Here is an 18,294-nt window from a genome sequence, read left to right as displayed (position 1 = left end):
CGTCCCCGACTGCACCTCGGGGCGGGAGCTTCTTGGTGGCCACGCGACCGCCTGCGGGCGTCCGCAGGTGGTTCACTCTCCGATAAGCGCGTCCACGAACGCCTCCGGCTCGAACGGCGCGAGATCGTCCGCGCCCTCGCCGAGCCCGACCAGCTTGACCGGCACGCCCAGCTCCCGCTGGACCGCGATGACGATGCCGCCCTTGGCCGTGCCGTCCAGCTTGGTCAGCACGATGCCGGTGATGTCCACGACCTCGGCGAACACGCGGGCCTGGACCAGGCCGTTCTGGCCGGTGGTGGCGTCCAGGACGAGCAGCACCTCGTCCAGCGGAGCGTGCTTCTCCACGACCCGCTTGACCTTGCCCAGCTCGTCCATGAGGCCGGTCTTGGTGTGCAGGCGGCCGGCGGTGTCGATGAGGACGACGTCGACCCCCATCTCCTTGCCTTCCTTGACCGCGTCGAAGGCGACGGAGGCGGGGTCGCCGGCCTCGGGGCCGCGCACGGTGTAGGCGCCGACGCGCTCGCCCCAGGTCTGGAGCTGGTCGGCGGCGGCGGCGCGGAAGGTGTCGGCGGCGCCGAGCACGACCGTGCGGCCGTCGGCGACGAGCACGCGCGCGAGCTTGCCGGTGGTGGTGGTCTTGCCGGTGCCGTTGACGCCGACGACCATCACGATGCCCGGCTTGCGGTCCTCGGGCTCGGTCCTGACCGTGCGGTCGACGTCGGTGCCGATCAGCACGAGCAGCTCCTCGCGGAGCAGGCCGCGCAGCTCCTCGGGGGTGCGGGTGCCGAGGACCCTGACGCGTTCGCGCAGGCGCTCGACCAGTTCCTGGGTGGGCTGGACGCCGACGTCGGCGGTGAGCAGCGTGTCCTCGATCTCCTCCCAGGTGTCCTCGTCCAGGTGCTCGCGCGAGAGCAGCGTGAGCAGGCCCTTGCCGAGGGCGTTCTGCGAGCGGGACAGGCGGGTGCGCAGGCGGACCAGCCGGCCTGCCGTGGGCTCCGGGATCTCGATCTCGGGAGCCTCGACCACGGGAGGCTCCTCGACGACGACCGGTGCGGGGCCGCCGGGAAGATCCACCTCCTCGATCGTCCGGCGCGGTTCGTCGCGCGGCGTCTCGGCTTCGTCGCCGACGTGCGGCTCGGCCGGGGGCGCGGTGATGTCGGGCGCTTTGGGGGGCGGCGGGGGCAGCGACTTCCGGCGCCGGCTGCCCACGATCAGCCCGCCGAGCGCGCCGAGCACGACCACGGCGATGACTACAGCAAGGATGACGGTTTCCATAACGCGTCCAGTATCGGCCATGGGGTGTGCGCGGACCCCGCTTGTGGCTTCCTCCGAGAGACAAAGCCACTTATCGCTAGGAGTGGGAGCAAAGTACGATGGTGACCGCGCTGTTGACGCGCGTAGAGTCCCCTCGTCCCTGTCCCCCCACGTCTGGCACCTCTTTCATGACGAAAACCGTCGAGACCGAAGGCGCTCTCGAAACGCGCGGTATCGAGCAGGTCCCCGACCACGAGCGCACGGCGAGGACCCGGGAACTGTTCCCCACCTGGGTCGGCGCGAACATCAGCGTGCTGCTGCTGACGATGGGCGCGAGCCTGGTCGTGGCGTACCACCTGAACATCTGGCAGGCGCTGGTCGTCGCGGTGGCGGCGCCGATCGTGTCGTACGGCCTCGTGGGCCTGATCGGCATCGCGGGCAAGCGGGGCGGCGCGCCCGGCATGGCGCTGTCGCGGGCGGTCTTCGGACAGCGGGGCAATCTGCTGCCCGGTTCGCTGATCTGGGTCGCGCGCTGGGGCTGGGAGACGATCAACGCGGTGACCGGCGCCTACGCGATGCTCACCATCCTGGACATCCTGTTCGGCGTCGAGGCGAACAGCGTGCTGGACATGGTGACGCTGCTGGCGTTCGTCGTCGCGACCTTCGCGATCTCCGGGCTCGGCATCAACGCCGTGCAGAAGTGCAACAAGTACGCGACCTATTTCTTCGGCGTCTTCTCGGTGCTCGTCCTGGGCTATCTGGTGGCGAACACCGACTGGCAGAAGGTGATGGACCACAGCGCCGGTTCCACGGCCGCCGTGATCACCGGCATCGGCATGATCGCCGCGGGCGGTGTCAGCTGGATCCCGTCCGCCCCGGACTTCACCCGCTACCTGCCGCGCACGGCGTCCTCGAAGGCGATCGTGGGTACGGCGGTGGGCGGCGCCGGTGTCGTCGTCCTGCCCATGGTCCTGATGGGCGCGGTGATGGCCGTCGCCACGCCGGACCTCGCCTCGGCGAGCGACCCGGTGTCCTTCCTCGGCGAGATCCTGCCGACCTGGATCGCCGTGCCCTACCTGTTCATCGCGCTGATCGGCATGCTGCTGATCAACTCGATGTCGATGTACTCGGCGGGCTTCACCGCGCAGACCCTGGGCTTCAAGGTGCCGCGGCACTGGGCGGTCTCCGTCAACGCCGTGATCTCGCTGGTCTTCGGCGGGGTGCTGATGCTGGTGGCGACGAGCTTCATGGGGTCGTTCATCGCCTTCCTTTCGCTGCTGGCGGTCGCCTTCTCGGCCTGGGTCGGCGTGTTCGGCGCGGACATGTTCCGCCGCACGGAGTACGACGGCGCGGCGATGACCGACACCACCCGGACCAGCGCCTACTGGTACCGGGGCGGCTTCTCCCCCGCTGCGGTGGCCGCCTGGGCGGTCGGCCTGGTGTCGGGGCTGATGTTCACCACCTCGGACTGGTTCACCGGCCCGCTCGCGGCGAACAACGTGATCGGCGAGTACGGCCTCGGCTGGGTCGCGACGATCGTGATCTCGGGCGGGCTGTACCTGGTGCTGCCGAAGCCGGCGGTCGAGCGCCCGGCGGGGACGACCGACCCGGCCGGGGAGCGCGAGACCGCCGGCGTGTGAGGCGCCTCAGCCGGAGGGGTCGCTCCCCCGTCCGGACGGGCCCTCGCCTCCCTGGGACAGGCCGCTCTTTGCAGGACGGCACTCGCCCCGAAGCGCAGCCGGCCTCTCCGGTCCTGGATATCTGACGCATCGTCAGCTAAGGTCCCCCTCCACCGCAGCGCACCGGAGGGGGACCTCCCCATGCCCGTCACCGTCGTACGTTTCAATCTCGTCGCGCCCGGCGCCTCTCCCGCCGCCCTCTCCGCCCGGTACCGGGCCGCCCTGGAGATGGCCGCGTACGCGGACGAGCACGGGATCACCACCGTGCAGACCGAGGAGCACCACGGCGCGCGGAACAACTGGCTGCCGTCGCCGTTCGCCTTCGCGGGCGCGGTGTTCGGAGCGACCCGCCGGATCGCGGTGACGGTGTCGGCGATGATCGGCCCGCTGCACGACCCGCTGCGGCTGGCGGAGGAGATCGCCGTGCTGGACCTGCTCAGCGGCGGCCGGCTGGTGACCGTGGCCGGCATCGGGTACCGGCCGGAGGAGTACGCCCTGTTCGGCGTGGACTGGCACCGGCGCGGCCGGCTCCAGGACGAGCTGCTCCAGACGCTGCTGACGGCGTGGACCGGCGAGGAGTTCACCTACCGGGGCCGACGGGTACGGCTCACCCCGCGCCCGTACACCGATCCGCATCCGCTGCTGCTGGTCGGCGGTTCCTCCAGGGCGGCCGCCCGCCGGGCCGCGCGGCTCGGCCTGCCGTTCTTCCCGAGCGCGCATCTGCCGGAGCTGGAGACGTACTACAAGGAGAGGCTGACCGAGTACGGCACCGGGGGCTGGACCATGATGCCGGCGGCGGAGACCCCCCTCCTGCACGTCGCCGAGGACCCGGACCGGGCGTGGGCCCGGTACGGCGAGCACTTCCTGCACGAGGCGCGGACGTACGCCTCCTGGCAGTCGGACGAGGTCCGCTCGGCGGTGAGATCGGCGGCCACGACCGTGGCGGAACTGCGTGCCGAGGGCGTGTACTGGATCCTCGCCCCGGAGCAGTGCGCGGCGCTGGGCCTGGACAGCCTGGTGCTGCATCCGCTGGCGGGCGGCATGCCGGTGGAGGAGGGCTGGCGCAGCCTCCGGTTGTTCGCGGAACGGGTGGTGCCGGCGCTCGGCTGACGGCGGGAGGGTGCTCTTACGACACCGCCGCCCCCGGTCCGGGCAGTGGCCGGGCCGGGGGCGGCGGACGGTTCGAGGAGAGGGGCAGCGGGGACTTGGCCCTTCTCCCCGAGTCGGGGGGCCTCGCTACGAGGCTCAGCCCATCTCCTCCAGGGACTTGCCCTTCGTCTCCTTGACGAACTTCAGGACGAACGGGATGGAGAGCGCGGCGAAGACGGTGTAGATCACGTAGGTGCCGGAGAGGTTCCAGTCGGCCAGCGACGGGAAGCTCGCGGTGATGGCCCAGTTGGCGATCCACTGCGCGGCGGCGGCCACGCCCAGGGCGGCGGCACGGATCTTGTTCGGGAACATCTCGCCGAGGAAGACCCAGACGACCACGCCCCAGGAGAGGGCGAAGAAGAGGACGAACAGGTGGGCGGCGATCAGGGCGATCCAGCCCTGGGTGCTCGGCAGCTTGCCGTCGACCAGGTGGTAGCTGAACGCCCAGGCCTCCAGGGCCAGGCCGACGACCATGCCGATCGAGCCGATGAGGGCGAGCGGCTTGCGGCCGACGCGGTCCACGAAGATCATCGCGATCACGGTGCCGATGATGTTGATGATCGAGGTGGTGAAGGAGTAGAAGAACGAGTCCGTCGGGTCGACGCCGACCGACTGCCACAGCGTCGAGGAGTAGTAGAACGCGACGTTGATGCCGACGAACTGCTGGAAGACCGACAGGCCGATACCGACCCAGACGATCGGCTTGAAGAAGAAGGAGCCGCCGAGCAGGTCCTTGAAGCTGGACTTGTGCTCGCTCTTCATCGCCAGCTCTATCTCGGCGACGCGGGCGTCCAGGTCGATGTCCTTGCCCTCGACCTCGGCGAGGATCTCACGGGCGCGGTCGTGCTTGCCGACGGAGAGCAGGAAGCGCGGGGACTCGGGGATCGCGAAGGAGAGCAGCCCGTAGAGGACGGCCGGGATCACCATCACGCCGAGCATGACCTGCCAGGCCTCCAGGCCCATCAGCTTGCCGCGCTGGTCGCCGCCGGCCGCGTTGAGCAGGCCCCAGTTGACCAGCTGCGAGATGGCGATGCCGACGACGATCGCGGCCTGCTGGAAGGAGCCGAGCCGGCCGCGGTAGGCGGGCGGGGCGACCTCGGCGATGTAGGCCGGGCCGATGACGGAGGCCATGCCGATGGCGAAGCCGCCGACGATGCGCCAGAAGGCGAGGTCCCACAGCGCGAAGGGCAGCGCGGAGCCGACGGCGCTGATGGTGAAGAGCACGGCGGCGATCTGCATGCAGCGGATGCGGCCGATCCGGTCGGCTATGCGGCCGGCGGTGGCGGCGCCGATGGCACAGCCGATCAGGGCGATCGCGATGACCTGGGCGAGGGCGGCGGACCCGATGTCGTAACGGCCTCGGATGGCCTCGACGGCGCCGTTGATGACGGAGCTGTCGTAGCCGAAGAGGAAGCCGCCCATGGCGGCAGCCGCCGCGATGAAGATGACGTGCCCGAGATGATCGGGGTGAGCCGTCCTGGCTCCTGACTGAGGTGCCTGCGCTGTGCTGGTCACGTGTAACTCCTCGGGCCACGGCAGCGCTGCCGCGGGTGGGGGCGAGCCCTTACAGGTAGAACCTGAAGGTAAAAGCAACGTTGCAGAGACTATGCCTTCAAGTTTCGAAGTCAATAGTTCACGACCTGTGAGTTTTCAGATATGCCCAAGCTCTCCGTGTTCATTTCTTGAACGCAGAGTCAGTTGATCTTGAGGGAGTGCTACCGCAGGCGCTGGGAGATGACCTTCGAGACGCCGTCCCCCTGCATGGACACGCCGTAGAGCGCGTCGGCGACCTCCATCGTGCGCTTCTGGTGCGTGATCACGATCAGCTGCGAGGTCTCCTGCAACTCCTGCATGATCCGGATCAGCCGCTGGAGGTTGGTGTCGTCCAGCGCGGCCTCGACCTCGTCCATGACGTAGAAGGGGCTCGGCCGGGCCTTGAAGATCGACACCAGCAGCGCGACAGCCGTCAGCGAGCGCTCGCCGCCCGACAGCAGGGAGAGCCGCTTGACCTTCTTGCCCGGCGGGCGCGCCTCGACGTCCACACCCGTGGTGAGCATGTTGTCGGGGTCCGTCAGGATCAGCCGGCCCTCGCCACCCGGGAAGAGACGGCTGAAGACTCCCTCGAACTCACGGGCGGTGTCCCGGTAGGCCTCGGTGAAGACCTGCTCGACGCGCTCGTCGACCTCCTTCACCACCTGGAGCAGGTCGGCGCGGGTCTTCTTCAGGTCCTCAAGCTGCTCGCTGAGGAACTTGTGCCGCTCCTCCAGCGCCGCGAACTCCTCCAGCGCCAGCGGGTTGACCTTGCCGAGCTGCTGGTACGCCCGCTCGGCCGCCTTGAGCCGCTTCTCCTGCTCGGCCCGAACGAAGGGGCGCGGCTGGTTGCGCGGATGATCCGGGTCCTCGGGCAGCCGCTCGCCGTCGGCGGGGGGCGAGGGCGGCACGAGTTGGTGCGGCCCGTACTCGGCGACCAACCCCTCCGGCTCGACACCCAGTTCCTCCAGCGCCTTGGTCTCCAACTGCTCGATGCGCAGCCGCTTCTCGGCACCGAGTACCTCGCCGCGGTGAACCGAATCCGTCAACTTGTCGAGTTCGGCCTTCAGTTCGCGGCCCGCCGTACGGGCGGCGGCCAGCTCCTGCTCGCCCCGGGTCTTGGCGGCCTCGGCGGCGGAACGCTCCTGCTCCGCCCGGGCCAGGGACACCTCGACGTGCGCGAGCAACTGCCGGGCGCCGGAGGCGACGGCTTCCGCGACCGCCGCCTCGTGCCGCAGCCGGGCCCGGCGCTGCTCGGCACGCGCCCGTGCCTCGCGTTCGGCGCGGGCCGCCCGGTCGAGCGAGTCGGCGCGGCCGGCGAGCCCCTTGACCCGTTCCTCGTGCGTACGGACCTGGAGCCGGGCCTCCATCTCGGTCTGCCTGGCGTTGGCCCCGTCGGCGGCGAGCCGGTCGCGCACCGAGGTGTCTGGCTCCTCCTCCACCGGCATCTCCTCGGCCACGGCCAGCCGCTCGGCCAGTTCCTCGGCCTCCTGTACGGCCTTCTCCAGCGCCTCCTGCGCGCGGGCCGCCGCCGCGGCCGACCGCTCGGCCTCCCCGGCGGCGCCGCGCGCCTGTCCGGCGAGCCGGCCGAGCTGCTGGGCCACGGCCGACTTCTCGCGGTCGGCGGCCCGGCGCCGCTCCGCCAGGTCCTCGACCAGGGCCGCGGCCTGCTTGCGCTGCTCGGCCGCGGCCCGCTGGGCCTCGGCCAGCGCCCGGCAGCGCACCTCCAGCTCGGCCAGTTCGGCGGCTGCCTCGTCGACGGAGGCCTGCACCTCCAGCAGGCTGGGCGCGCCCGCCGAGCCGCCGTGCGCGAAGTGGGCGCCGAGGAGGTCGCCCTCGGCGGTGACGGCGGTCAGCTCGGGGTGGGCGTAGACCAGGGCCTCTGCGTCGTCCAGGGTGTCGACCACGACGATGCCGGTCAGGAGGCGGCGGACGGCGGGCATCAGCTCGGCCGGGCCGTGGACGAGGTCGGCGGCGAGGAGGGGTGCGCCGGGTCGGCGGTCGGGGGCGGGTTCGCGGTGGTTGCCCACGCCGTTCCCGGCGCCGCCGGCGGGCGCTGATCCCTCACCGTGGGCTGCGGGGCCATCGTGGTTGCCCGCGCCGTGGCCCGCTGCCGGTTCGCCGGGGTTGCCCGCGCCGTTCCCGGCGGCCCCGGCGGGCTCCTTCTCCGGGGCTCCTGACAGGAGGAGGGTCGCTCGGCCGGCGTCCTGTTTGCGTAGGAGGTTGATCGCCTCGGCCGCCGCCGCGGGGGTCGTCACGGCGATGGCGTCCGCCGCCGTGCCCAGGGCCGCTGCCAGCGGGATCTCGTAACCCGGTCTGATCGTCAGCAGCTCCGCCGCCGGGCCCAGGATTCCGGTGAGCCGGTCCCGGGCGCCCAGCAGTATGCCGGTGCCGTCCTTCCGGCGGAGGCCCAGCGCCAGCGCCTCGTGGCGGGCCTGGGTCGCGGCGCGGCTGCGTTCGGCGGCGGTCAGTGCCTCGCGGGCCGTGGTCAGCTCGGCCTCGGCCTCTGCGAGCTGTCGTCTCGCGGTCTCGTGCTGTCCGGCCAGGTCGACGTCGCCGGCGTCGAGGCCGTCGACCTCGGCCTGGAGAGCCTCGTACTCCTCCTGCGCGTGGACGGCGCGTTCCTGTGCCTCGTCGCGGGCCGTGGCCAGCCGGTCGATCTCGGCCTGGGCGGAGGCGGCGCGCGAGCGGGCCGCGTTGACCTGCCCGGAGAGGCGGGCCAGCCCTTCGCGGCGGTCCGCGATGGCGCGGGCGACGTCCTTCAGCCGGCGTTCCTCGACGGCCAGCTCGCGCTCCAGTTCGGCGCGGTGGGCGACGGTGTCGTCCAGTGCCCGCTGGGCCGCTTCCAGGGCGGCCTCCAGCTCGGCCTCCTGCTCGCGGATGCGGGCGGCCTCGCGCTCCAGGTCCTCCGGGTCCCGGCCGCGCCGCTCGTCGGGGGGCGCGGAGGTGGCGCTCTTGACCCGGGCGTCGGCCAGCGAGACCGTGCCGCGCACGCGTTCGGCCAGCTGGGACAGCTCGTACCAGGTCTGCTGGGCGCGCTGGAGGCGCGGGGTGAGCCGGCGTACCTCGTCCTCCAGCAGTGCCTCGCGGTGGAGGGCCTTCTTCAGCTCCTGCTCGGCCGTCTCCTTGCGCTCCTTCAGGGCCGCCTCGTCGGCGATCTCGGCCCGGAGGGCTTCGCGCAGGCGGACGAGGTCGTCGGCGAGGAGCCGCAGGCGGGCGTCGCGGAGGTCGGCCTGGATGACGGCGGCCCTGCGGGCGACGGCGGCCTGGCGGCCGAGGGGCTTGAGCTGACGCCGCAGCTCGTCCGTCAGGTCCTGCACGCGCGCGAGGTTGGCCTGCATCGCGTCCAGCTTGCGGAGCGCCTTCTCCTTGCGTTTGCGGTGCTTGAGGACCCCGGCCGCCTCCTCGATGAAGGCGCGGCGGCCCATGGGGTCGGCGTGCAGAACCGAGTCGAGCTGCCCCTGGCCGACGATGACGTGCATCTCGCGGCCGATGCCGGAGTCGGAGAGGAGTTCCTGGATGTCGAGCAGGCGGCAGGTGTCGCCGTTGATCTGGTACTCGCTGCCGCCGTTGCGGAACATGATCCGCGTGATGGTGACCTCGGCGTACTCGATGGGCAGCGCGCCGTCGGAGTTGTCGATGGTCAGGGACACCTCTGCGCGGCCGAGCGGCGGGCGGCCGGTGGTGCCGGCGAAGATGACGTCCTCCATCTTGCCGCCGCGCAGCGACTTGGCGCCCTGTTCGCCCATGACCCAGCTGAGCGCGTCCACGACGTTGGACTTGCCCGAGCCGTTCGGTCCGACGACACACGTGATGCCCGGTTCGAACCGGAGCGTGGTCGCCGAGGCGAACGACTTGAACCCGCGGAGGGTCAGGGCCTTGAGGTGCACGCCGCTGGACTCTACCCGCCGCCGCTATCTCACTCCATGAACCCTCGCAACCGCGCGGTTTCACTCGTGACCATGCAGGGCACATCAGATGTTAAAGAGCCTGAAAGGATGTGCGGGCTAACGACCGGCGGGGTAAGGCGGGGGAAAGAACGAAGGGACGCCGAAGCGTCCCTTGCAACTCTGACGGCTGGATCTCAGCCGTCCGTTCCACTGAGCGGTTGATACGGGCAGCCCGATCGCTGCGACTGCTGTCGTGGAGCGATGCAACGATCAGGTGAGCGCAGGCTCCGCCTGGTGTGCGTCGATGCTCTCCATGATCCTGTCCTGAGAGGCGGCAGCCGTCAGCGCTTCGTTCTCCGCCTGGATCCGTACGAGCTCGGACTCCAGGTCCTGAACGCGCTGCTGCAGCCGTCGCATCTCGGCGAGGAGTCGAGGGTCGGAGCCGCCGACGTAACCGAGAAGCGCCTTTGCCATGATGGATGGTCCTCCACACTGAGTGACCGACCGATGCGGTGTGGGTCGTGAGGGATTCGCACCCGTGGTGCTTGGCACATCCGGGTGTTGCTCTGGTGTTGCTCCATGCCAAACAGCTAAGGTGCGCGGGGCTTTCAGCGTCTCACCAAAAAGTTTGACGGTCAACACGATCACGCCCTGTATTGGCGGGCGAACCGGGGCGCGCGGCCGGTGAAGCGGCGGCGCTGCGACTCCTCCGGACCCTCAGGGCGTGGCGACCAGCAGTAAAAGCGGAGCCTGCCATGCCACGCCTGTCTTGGCAACCACCAGGGCGTTTCCGTCTTCTGCATGTGCCCCCGGCAGCTTGCCACGCTCCGGCGCGCGGGACCGGGCCGCTCCGGATCAGCGGATGGCGAAGCCGTCGTAGCCGCCGCGGGGTGTGTCCCAGATCTCGGTGACACCGTCCACGCGCCCGGGCGTGTCGCTGCCCTGGAGCCAGTCCAACAGCCCCTCGCACCCCTCCCGTGGCCCCTCCGCGACCACCTGGACCCGGCCGTCGGCCAAATTGAGAGCAAAACCACTCAGCCCGCCGATCTCCAGCGCCTTGGCGCGCGTGAACCAGCGGAATCCCACGCCCTGCACGCGTCCACGCACCCAGGCGACCAGTCGTACTTCCTCGCTCATGGGTGCAACCTAACCGGCCGGTGTCGGCCGGGACACATCGTCCCCGAGCGGCATGCGGTACCGTCCGGACCCAATGCATTTCATATGAAACTCACTCGATCGAGTGAGTCGGGTTGGCCAGAGGGAGTCACTCGCCACGAGTCGCTCGCCGAGGACTCACTCGCCGTGCAGGCGCCGGTCGACCGCAGGCACGAGGAAGAGGGCAAGGACATGGGACGCCACCGACGCTCCGCCGCCGGCCGCGCCGCCACGGGCCGCGCCACGGGGGTCGACCACACACAGCACCCGGGATCCGGGAGCGACGACCCCCAGCACTCGTCCGCGGGGGAACGACGCATGCCGATGGGCATCGCGCCCTACCTGAACCCGGAGGCCTACGCCGAGGCCACGGCGAAGGCCCAGGCGTACCTGTTCGCGACGGCGGACGAGCCGACGGCGGGTGCGCCCGGGTCCGGATCCGGCGGCGGGGGCACCAAGGGCGGCGGGCCGTCCGGTGGACACCGGCGGCGCAACAAGATCACACGGCCGGTGCGCGCGGGTCTGCTCGGTGTGTCCGTGGCCGTCGCCCTCGGCACGGTCGCGGTGGCCACGGGTGTCGTACCGGGCCTGGAGCAGTACCAGCTCGGCGGCGGTACGCACACCACCGGCGGCGACCGGGTACGGACCGCGGCCGCCCCCAGCAACACGGCCCGCGAACAGGGCGGCACCTCGGGCAGCGCGGGGACCTCCACCGGGCCGGCCGGCAGCGGGACCAGTGCGCGCGGCGGCTCCGCGAGCCCGTCGGCCTCGGCGACCGCCCGCTCCGCCCAGCCCCCGTCCCCCTCGCGCGCCCCCTCGTCTTCGCACTCCCCTTCCGCCTCCGCGCCTGCCGTGAAGGCGACGCCTCCTTTGAAGACGGCGACTCCCTCGAAGAGGGCGACCCCCTCCAAGACGGCGACTCCCTCGAAGACGGCCACCCCTTCGAAGACGGCGCCCCCCTCTCAGACGGCAACCCCCTCCAAGACGGCCACCCCCTCGACACCGGCGACCCCTTCGAAGACCGCCACCCCCTCCAAGACGGCCACCCCCTCGAAGACGGCGACCCCCTCCAAGACGGCCACCCCTTCGACACCGGTGACCCCTTCGAAGACGGCGCCCCCCTCTCAGACCACCGCCCCTTCGAAGACGGCCACCCCCTCAAGGACGGCCACCCCCTCAAGGACGGCCACCCCCGCCAAGACGGCGGCCGAGAAGCCGACGCCGGGCAGGACGGCGCCGGGGACCACGTCCTCCGCACCGTCCGCGTCGGCCAAGCCGTCCGCGCCCAACGCCTCCCCGTCCCGTACGGCCACCAAGGCGCCGAGGTCGACGTCCTCGCCGGTGACGGTGTCGCGGGAGGCCGTCGCCGAGGCACAGGTGCTGAAGCTCGTCAACGACGAGCGGGCGAAGGTCGGCTGCAGCCCGCTGGCGGCGAACTCCTCGCTGACGAAGCTGGCCGAGGTCTTCAGCGACGACATGGCCGCGCGCGGCTACTTCGACCACACCGACCCGGACGGCAGGACGCCGTGGGTCCGGGCGGGGGCGGTTGGCATCACCGATCTCGGCGGCGAGAACATAGCCCGGGGCCAGGCGGACGCGGCGGCCGTGATGGCGGCCTGGATGGAAAGCCCCGGCCATCGCGCGAACATCTTGAACTGCGACTTCAAGACCCTCGGCGTCGGCGTTCACTTCGGCCCGGGCGGACCTTGGTGGACGCAGGACTTCGGATACTGAGATAACCGCAGGTCCGACGGCTAGCACTCTCCCGGGCCGTGTCCGGGCAGTCAATCGCGGGTTCCTCGTCCGCGAAGACGCGATCCACGGCGGCCCGGGTCCGGGTCCCGCTCGACGGCATCAGGTGCGGTACTCATTCAGAGCCTTGATGCTCTCCCCCGCGGTCTCGACACCCGTAGCCCGAAGCGCCGGCCGCCAGACGCGGTCGTTGAAGCGGTTCCGATCCAGCGGCAGCCCCATAGGGCCGGTGAAAGTCAGGGGTCGGGTCGTCCTCGGTGTGGGAACTCCCGCAGCGGCAGCGGTTGGTGTCGGGCCGGTTGCGAAGGCGCGGGGGTGATCCCGGACGGTGGCCGGTACGTCCTCGCGTTCGTCGCCGGTGATCCCGTCCCGGATCAGGTGGTAGGTGTCCCCGGCGTGGGTCCATACGCACGCGGGGCAGCGGGAGGTCCAGCGGGTGCCGCAGGCGACCCTGAGCATGCCGCCCGGCTCCTGCTCGGTGCCGTAGGAGTAGAGCGCAGGCGGATCGGGTGAGCGCAGCCGCCGGTGCGGCGAATCTGGTCATGGTCAGGCCCAATGAGGCCGCAGCACCAGATGATCCAGGCCTCACCAGTTGGAAGCCGCCATGCCCTGCTCTCGCCCTTCGACGCCAGGCTCCCCGATGTCGGCCAAGAAGGCGTCTGCAAGCTGGGTCAACTCGGCTTCGCTCAGCTGCGGCGGGGACCATCCACGGAGGCGTGCGTGCTCGACGAAACGGTCATCCACCGGTACGTGGTACCGCTCGACGTAATGGGCGAGGTCCGTGTGCCAGAACCACTCACCATCCGTGAGCAGGAGAAGGCCATCTATCAACTCGTTCGTCGGGCTGAGAACGTCATAGACGGCTGATCCGCTCGCGGCAAGCACCGAGCCAGCACGTAGGTAGCGCACGAGGTCCTCTTCGTGCGGATCACCTTTACTCCGCAGCGAGGCGTGCAGGGAAGGCCCATCCGGGCGGCCATGCTCCAGCTCCCGGAAATCGCCCAGGAAGCGATCGGCGTATATGTGCACGCTACTCACCGGCGCCAGGGTAGCCGGGTCCCTCAGTGAGGAGGTGCAGCCCCCGGTGCCGGCGGAGAAAGCTCTCCAGCCGTGGGAGGTCGATCGCGTCGGCCGGGAGATCACTGGAACGGGGACGATGGAGCTCGACCAGCCGGGCCATCAGCTCATCGTCAAGCAACGGCGCCTGATACTGGTCGGTAGGAGGCCCGACGCAAGCCCTCGTCCAGAACCGGGGTGGGGTCTGCCTTGCAGGTCCAGTAGATCCGGGCCTCGTTCTCGGGTACGGGGCTCGGCACGGCCGCCAACCACAGTTGGTAGATCTCCTCCACGGTCGCAGTCTGGCATGCCGCGCCGAGGCGAAGCCCAGCAGTGGCCAGGGCCGTCAAAGGGAGCTCAACGACGACCAACGCTGACCACCAACGACAGCCAAGTCGCAGGTCGCAGCGTTGATCGACTACACGGCCGCAGGTCAGAGACCCCGTGCGGGGGCTAGCAGTCGAGCTGCTCCTCGATCACGCCGGTGAGCCATCGCTCCATGAACTCGGCGATCGAAGGGGCTGCCCACCTGCGGCTGTCGGACTCGTGGTCCCAGAAGAAGACCTGGTGAAACTGCCCCGGCACCAGCACTGTTCCGAACAAGTCACCGTTGCCTGTGATGTCCGAGAAGAAGAGCAGTTGATCGAAGGCCATGTACAGCTCGGAATAGGAGCTCCGCAGTTCCAGGTTCCGCTGGACGATCGTTTCGAGCGGTGACACCAGGTGATAGCCGTACTCTCCGACGACGCCGTCGCTCTCTCGCAACACCGAGGCCAAATCGTGCGGGACCGGGTGCCCCAAGGCCTCCGCGGCCTCGCTCAAGGCGCCTTCCGTGACCGGGGCACTGAACGCGATGTCGACTCCGCCGGCGTACCGAGTGATCAGCTCTTTGTACATGCGGCGATGATCGTGCCGACGTCCAGGTGAGGCAACGACGGGCTACGCATGTGCGGACCCGCACGCCGTGGCGGCGCTACGCGGCGACGCGGCCGCGCGTGAAGGCCTTCGCCGTCTCCGTCACCCGGCGTCCCAGGTGCTCGGCGGTGGCCAGGTCGGCCTTGTGGACGCCCTCGGGGCCCTGGTCGTTGTTGCTCTGGGCGGCGGCACCGGCGAAGAAGCCGAGGCGGTTGAGGTCGTGCTCGGAGGCGGTGCTGCTGTTCCAGCCCGGGAGCAGGCCGAGGTTGACCCAGTGCATGCCGTGCTGGGCGGCGAGCGTCTGGAAGAACTGCAGGGTGTGCAGCTTGTCGCCGCTCTTGGAGGCGGAGTTGGTGAAGCCGGCGGCCAGCTTGTCCTTCCAGTCCTGGCCGAACCAGCGCTTGGAGGTGGCCTCGGCGAAGGTGTGGAAGGCGCCGGAGGCGGTGCCCATGTAGGTGGGCGAGCCGAAGACGATCACGTCGGAGCGGTCCAGCGTCTCCCACTGCTCGTCGGTGATCTCGTCCACCTTGATCAGGTGCACCTCGGCACCCGCGTCGAGGGCGCCGGCGCGGACGGCTTCGGCGAGCACGGCGGTGTGGCCGTAGCCGGAGTGGTAGGCGATGGAAACGACGGGCGTGGTCATGGCGGACTCCTCGAAAGGGGCGAATTGAGCGGCGGCTCGGCAAGTGAGCAGCTCGCAAGCGGTAACCACAGGAAAGCACTATCTAGAAGTTAGTGCAACCTGGTGGAGAGCGCTGCGCGGGCGTACCCTGTCCGGTATGACCGTCATCACCCAGGACCACGAGGACCTCGCCTACAACGTCTTCGCCAAGGCGTGTCCGTCACGGGGCACGCTGGAGCACGTCACCGGCCGCTGGGGCGGGCTGACGCTCGGCGCGCTGCACGAGGGTCCGCTGCGCTTCAACGAACTGCGCCGGCGGGTGGACGGGGTGAGCGAGAAGATGCTGTCCCAGACGCTGCACGCGCTGGAACGCGACGGGCTGGTGCACCGCGAGGCCCAGCCGACGAACCCGCCGCGCGTGGACTACGAGCTGACGCCCCTGGGACGGCAGGTCGCCGAGCGGCTGCTGGCGCTCATCCACTGCGTGGAGGGTGCGATGGACGACGTCCTCGCGGCCCGCGCGCGTTACGACGAGACGCGCGGCGCCCTCTGACACTTGGGGCAGAAGTAGCTGGACCGGTTCATCCAGGGGCGGCGGCGCATGGGGGTGCCGCAGCGGCGGCAGGGCTCGTTCTCGCGGCCGTAGGCGTCCAGGGAGCGGTCGAAGTATCCGGACTCGCCGTTGACGTTGACGTACAGGCTGTCGAAGCTGGTGCCGCCGACGGCGAGCGCCGCGTTCATCACGTCGCGGATGTGGCCGAGGAGTTCCGCCGTGACCGGGCGGGTGAAGTTCGCCGTGGGGCGTTCGTAGTGGATGCGGGCGCGCCACAGGGCCTCGTCCGCGTAGATGTTGCCGACGCCGCTGATCAGCGACTGGTCCAGCAGGGCCCGCTTGATGGTGGTCCGCTTGCGGCGCAGCGCCTGGTGGAAGGCCTCGTCGTCGAAGAGCGGGTCCAGCGGGTCGCGGGCGATGTGCGCGATGACGTCGGGCAGGCCGTCGGGGGTGTTGTCGTGCAACGACAGCCCGCCGAAGGTGCGCTGGTCGACGAAGCGGAGTTCGGTGCCGAGGGAGTCGGCGAACCGGACACGGATGCGCAGGTGCTTCTCGTCCGCCGTCTCATGCGGCTGGACCAGTAGCTGGCCGCTCATGCCGAGGTGGGCGAGGACGGACTGGTTCGTCTCCTCCAGCGGCAGCCACAGGTACTTGCCGCGCCGCCGGGGCGCGCCGATGTGGTGGCCCTTGAGCCGGTGCGCGAAGTCGTCGGACCCGGCGACGTGCCGGCGTACCGCTCGCGGATGCAGCACCTCGGTCTCGGCCACGGTCCGGTGGGCGACCCAACGCTCCAGGCCCCGGCGGACGACTTCGACCTCGGGCAACTCGGGCACGACACTCCTTCGGGCGACTGCGGAAGAGCTGAAGGCAGGGTATCCCGGGGCCTGGCCGCTCCACCGGGCCGGTGGGCGACCGCCGCCTGGCGGCGGCCCCGCGGCCGGCCGAACCCCGGCGGATGGCCGAGCACCCGTGGACGGATGACCGAGCGCCCGTCCCGCGGGAGGCGGGACGGGCGCTCGGGTGGTGCTGTTCTGTTCCCGTCAGGCGGTGGCCGACGACGCGTCGCCGTCCTTGACGACCTGGCTGCCCTTGACGGCCTCGTCGGCCGTCTCCTTGATGGGCTCCTTGGCCACCTTGGCGCGCTCGTCCGCGGCGGCCCGGATGGCCCGCCAGGCGGACTCGGCGGCCTGCTGCTCCGCCTCCTTCTTGCTGCGGCCGGTGCCGGTGCCGTACGAGACGCCCCCGACGCGGGCGGCAGCAGTGAAGGTCTTCTCGTGGTCGGGGCCGGTCTCCGTGACCAGGTACTCGGGCACGCCGAGCCCTTCGATCGCGGTCAGCTCCTGGAGGGACGTCTTCCAGTCCAGGCCGGCACCGAGGTTGGAGGACTTCTCGATCAGCGGGTCGAACAGGCGGTGCACCAGTTCGGAGGCCGCGTCGAGGCCCTGGTCGAGATAGACCGCGCCGATCACCGCTTCAAGGGTGTCGGCGAGGATGGATGCCTTGTCCCGCCCGCCCGTGCCCTCTTCACCCCGGCCGAGCCGGATGAAGGCGCCCAGGTCCAGGCCGCGGCCGACCTCCGCCAACGCACGCGAGTTGACCACCGCGGCCCGCAACTTGGCCAGCTGGCCTTCGGGCAGGTCGGGGTGGGTGCGGTACAGCGTGTCCGTGACGACGAGGCCCAGCACGGAGTCCCCGAGGAACTCCAGGCGCTCGTTCGTCGGCAGACCGCCGTTCTCGTACGCGTAGGAACGGTGGGTCAGCGCTCGCACCAGAAGGGCGGACTCGACCTGGTAGCCGAGCCGCCCTTCCAGAAGCGTGTGGGACGAGGCCTGGTTGTCCGCAGAGGTTTTCTTCGGCGTGGACACAGTGCCTCTCACCAGCCCGCTCAGACTTCGAGGACCTGGCGCTTGTTGTAGGTGCCGCAAGACGGGCACGCGATGTGCTGCTGCTTGGGCTCGTGGCAGCGCTCGCACGCAACCAGGGTGGGGACCGCAGCCTTCCACTGCGACCGGCGGTGGCGCGTGTTGCTGCGCGACATCTTCCGCTTCGGAACAGCCACGGCTACTTCTCCTGCTTCTCGTCGACGCCCGCTTCGGCGCCGCTCATCTCGTCCTTATCGCCGGCTTCAAATGAATCGGCGAATCCCTGCAAAGCCGCCCAACGGATGTCGACGGCGTCGTGGTGGTGGTCCGGGTCGTCCGCCAGCCGCGCCCCGCACTCGGAGCACAGACCCGGGCAGTCTTCCTGGCACACCGGCTGCATCGGCAGTGCGAGCACCACCGCATCGCGCAGCACGGGTTCGAGGTCGATCAGACCGTCCTCGACAAAGAGCCTGTCCTCGTCGTCCTCGGCGTCGTCGCCCGGTTCCGCGATCACACGGCCCCGGTCGTCGGCGTCAGGGTACGAGAACATCTCCTGGAAGTCCGCTTCGAGCTCCAGCTCGACCGGCTCCAGACACCTTACGCACTCCCCCTCGGCGGTTGCACGGGCGGTGCCTGTGACGAGCACCCCTTCCATGACCGACTCGAGTCGGAGTTCGAGCTCCATCGGGGCGCCTTCCGGCACTCCGACGACTCCCTGGATGCCGAGATCCCTGGGAGCGTCGACCTCGCGGGTCAGGCGCTGCAGCGCACCAGGACGCCGACCCAGCTCGTGCGTGTCGATCACGAGGGGGTTCCGGTGGTCGAGGCGGGCGTTGGAAGCCATTCCTGCTTTCGATCTTCGAACTCGAAGGGACGC

Annotated in this window: 16 protein-coding genes and 1 pseudogene; 4 read left to right on the top strand and 13 right to left on the bottom strand. The window is 70.3% G+C overall.

The window, feature by feature from the left end:
* Window positions 1-72 precede the first annotated feature (72 nt).
* On the bottom strand, window positions 73-1,275 hold the full coding sequence (gene ftsY / locus OO52_RS11325; RefSeq protein ID WP_030649087.1) for a signal recognition particle-docking protein FtsY: 1,203 nt from the start codon (window positions 1,273-1,275) through the stop codon (window positions 73-75).
* A gap of 167 nt (window positions 1,276-1,442) precedes the next feature.
* Here ftsY and OO52_RS11320 point away from each other — a divergent pair, with 167 nt between their 5' ends.
* Both OO52_RS11320 and OO52_RS11315 read left to right on the top strand, forming a co-directional pair.
* Window positions 1,443-2,894, top strand: a complete 1,452-nt coding sequence (locus tag OO52_RS11320; protein ID WP_030649089.1) for a cytosine permease — start codon at window positions 1,443-1,445, stop codon at window positions 2,892-2,894.
* Window positions 2,895-3,074: 180 nt separating this feature from the next.
* Window positions 3,075-4,043 carry an LLM class flavin-dependent oxidoreductase gene (locus OO52_RS11315; RefSeq protein ID WP_030649091.1) on the top strand — a complete coding sequence of 323 codons (969 nt, stop codon included), beginning with the start codon at window positions 3,075-3,077 and terminating at the stop codon, window positions 4,041-4,043.
* A gap of 135 nt (window positions 4,044-4,178) precedes the next feature.
* Here the strand turns inward: OO52_RS11315 and OO52_RS11310 are convergent, their stop codons facing one another.
* From OO52_RS11310 to OO52_RS11295, 4 genes are all read right to left on the bottom strand, one after another.
* Window positions 4,179-5,597 carry a sugar porter family MFS transporter gene (locus tag OO52_RS11310; protein WP_030649095.1) on the bottom strand — a complete coding sequence of 473 codons (1,419 nt, stop codon included), beginning with the start codon at window positions 5,595-5,597 and terminating at the stop codon, window positions 4,179-4,181.
* A gap of 200 nt (window positions 5,598-5,797) precedes the next feature.
* On the bottom strand, window positions 5,798-9,502 hold the full coding sequence (locus OO52_RS11305; RefSeq protein ID WP_030649097.1) for an AAA family ATPase: 3,705 nt from the start codon (window positions 9,500-9,502) through the stop codon (window positions 5,798-5,800).
* Window positions 9,503-9,772: 270 nt separating this feature from the next.
* Window positions 9,773-9,976 carry a hypothetical protein gene (locus tag OO52_RS11300; RefSeq protein WP_014675251.1) on the bottom strand — a complete coding sequence of 68 codons (204 nt, stop codon included), beginning with the start codon at window positions 9,974-9,976 and terminating at the stop codon, window positions 9,773-9,775.
* 381 nt (window positions 9,977-10,357) lie between these two features.
* Window positions 10,358-10,639 carry an acylphosphatase gene (locus tag OO52_RS11295; RefSeq protein WP_030649102.1) on the bottom strand — a complete coding sequence of 94 codons (282 nt, stop codon included), beginning with the start codon at window positions 10,637-10,639 and terminating at the stop codon, window positions 10,358-10,360.
* Between the two features lie 336 nt (window positions 10,640-10,975).
* Here OO52_RS11295 and OO52_RS11290 point away from each other — a divergent pair, with 336 nt between their 5' ends.
* Entirely contained in the window at window positions 10,976-12,391 is a 1,416-nt protein-coding gene (locus OO52_RS11290) for a CAP domain-containing protein (protein ID WP_420711413.1), read from the top strand.
* A 262-nt stretch (window positions 12,392-12,653) separates the two neighbouring features.
* Here the strand turns inward: OO52_RS11290 and OO52_RS52575 are convergent.
* From OO52_RS52575 to OO52_RS11270, 4 genes and pseudogenes are all read right to left on the bottom strand, one after another.
* Window positions 12,654-12,951: pseudogene (locus OO52_RS52575) on the bottom strand (replication initiator); the annotation flags it as partial.
* A 43-nt stretch (window positions 12,952-12,994) separates the two neighbouring features.
* The gene (locus OO52_RS11280; RefSeq protein ID WP_234339657.1) at window positions 12,995-13,447 is read right to left on the bottom strand and encodes a hypothetical protein; all 453 of its coding nucleotides are present in this window, start codon (window positions 13,445-13,447) and stop codon (window positions 12,995-12,997) included.
* A gap of 471 nt (window positions 13,448-13,918) precedes the next feature.
* Window positions 13,919-14,362, bottom strand: a complete 444-nt coding sequence (locus OO52_RS11275; protein WP_030649116.1) for an SMI1/KNR4 family protein — start codon at window positions 14,360-14,362, stop codon at window positions 13,919-13,921.
* Window positions 14,363-14,438: 76 nt separating this feature from the next.
* On the bottom strand, window positions 14,439-15,023 hold the full coding sequence (locus tag OO52_RS11270; protein WP_030649121.1) for a flavodoxin family protein: 585 nt from the start codon (window positions 15,021-15,023) through the stop codon (window positions 14,439-14,441).
* A 136-nt stretch (window positions 15,024-15,159) separates the two neighbouring features.
* On the opposite strand from OO52_RS11270, the gene OO52_RS11265 reads away from it, so the two are divergent.
* Complete coding sequence (locus tag OO52_RS11265; RefSeq protein WP_030649124.1) at window positions 15,160-15,555, top strand: winged helix-turn-helix transcriptional regulator; 396 nt, start codon at window positions 15,160-15,162, stop codon at window positions 15,553-15,555.
* On the opposite strand, the gene mutM is transcribed toward OO52_RS11265, so the two are convergent.
* The 4 genes from mutM to OO52_RS11245 form a co-directional block, all read right to left on the bottom strand.
* Complete coding sequence (mutM, locus tag OO52_RS11260) at window positions 15,528-16,388, bottom strand: bifunctional DNA-formamidopyrimidine glycosylase/DNA-(apurinic or apyrimidinic site) lyase (RefSeq protein WP_030649127.1); 861 nt, start codon at window positions 16,386-16,388, stop codon at window positions 15,528-15,530. The two genes, OO52_RS11265 and mutM, sit on opposite strands and share 28 nt — an antisense overlap.
* Before the next feature lie 207 nt (window positions 16,389-16,595).
* Window positions 16,596-17,420, bottom strand: a complete 825-nt coding sequence (gene rnc, locus OO52_RS11255) for a ribonuclease III (protein WP_030649130.1) — start codon at window positions 17,418-17,420, stop codon at window positions 16,596-16,598.
* Window positions 17,421-17,440: 20 nt separating this feature from the next.
* On the bottom strand, window positions 17,441-17,614 hold the full coding sequence (rpmF, locus tag OO52_RS11250) for a 50S ribosomal protein L32 (RefSeq protein ID WP_003951102.1): 174 nt from the start codon (window positions 17,612-17,614) through the stop codon (window positions 17,441-17,443).
* Window positions 17,615-17,616: 2 nt separating this feature from the next.
* On the bottom strand, window positions 17,617-18,261 hold the full coding sequence (locus OO52_RS11245; protein ID WP_030649133.1) for a YceD family protein: 645 nt from the start codon (window positions 18,259-18,261) through the stop codon (window positions 17,617-17,619).
* Window positions 18,262-18,294 lie beyond the last annotated feature (33 nt).

Source organism: Streptomyces flaveolus (assembly GCF_000716535.1).
Classification (GTDB): Bacteria; Actinomycetota; Actinomycetes; order Streptomycetales; family Streptomycetaceae; genus Streptomyces; species Streptomyces flaveolus_A.
This window is presented reverse-complemented; position numbering and strand designations above follow the sequence as displayed.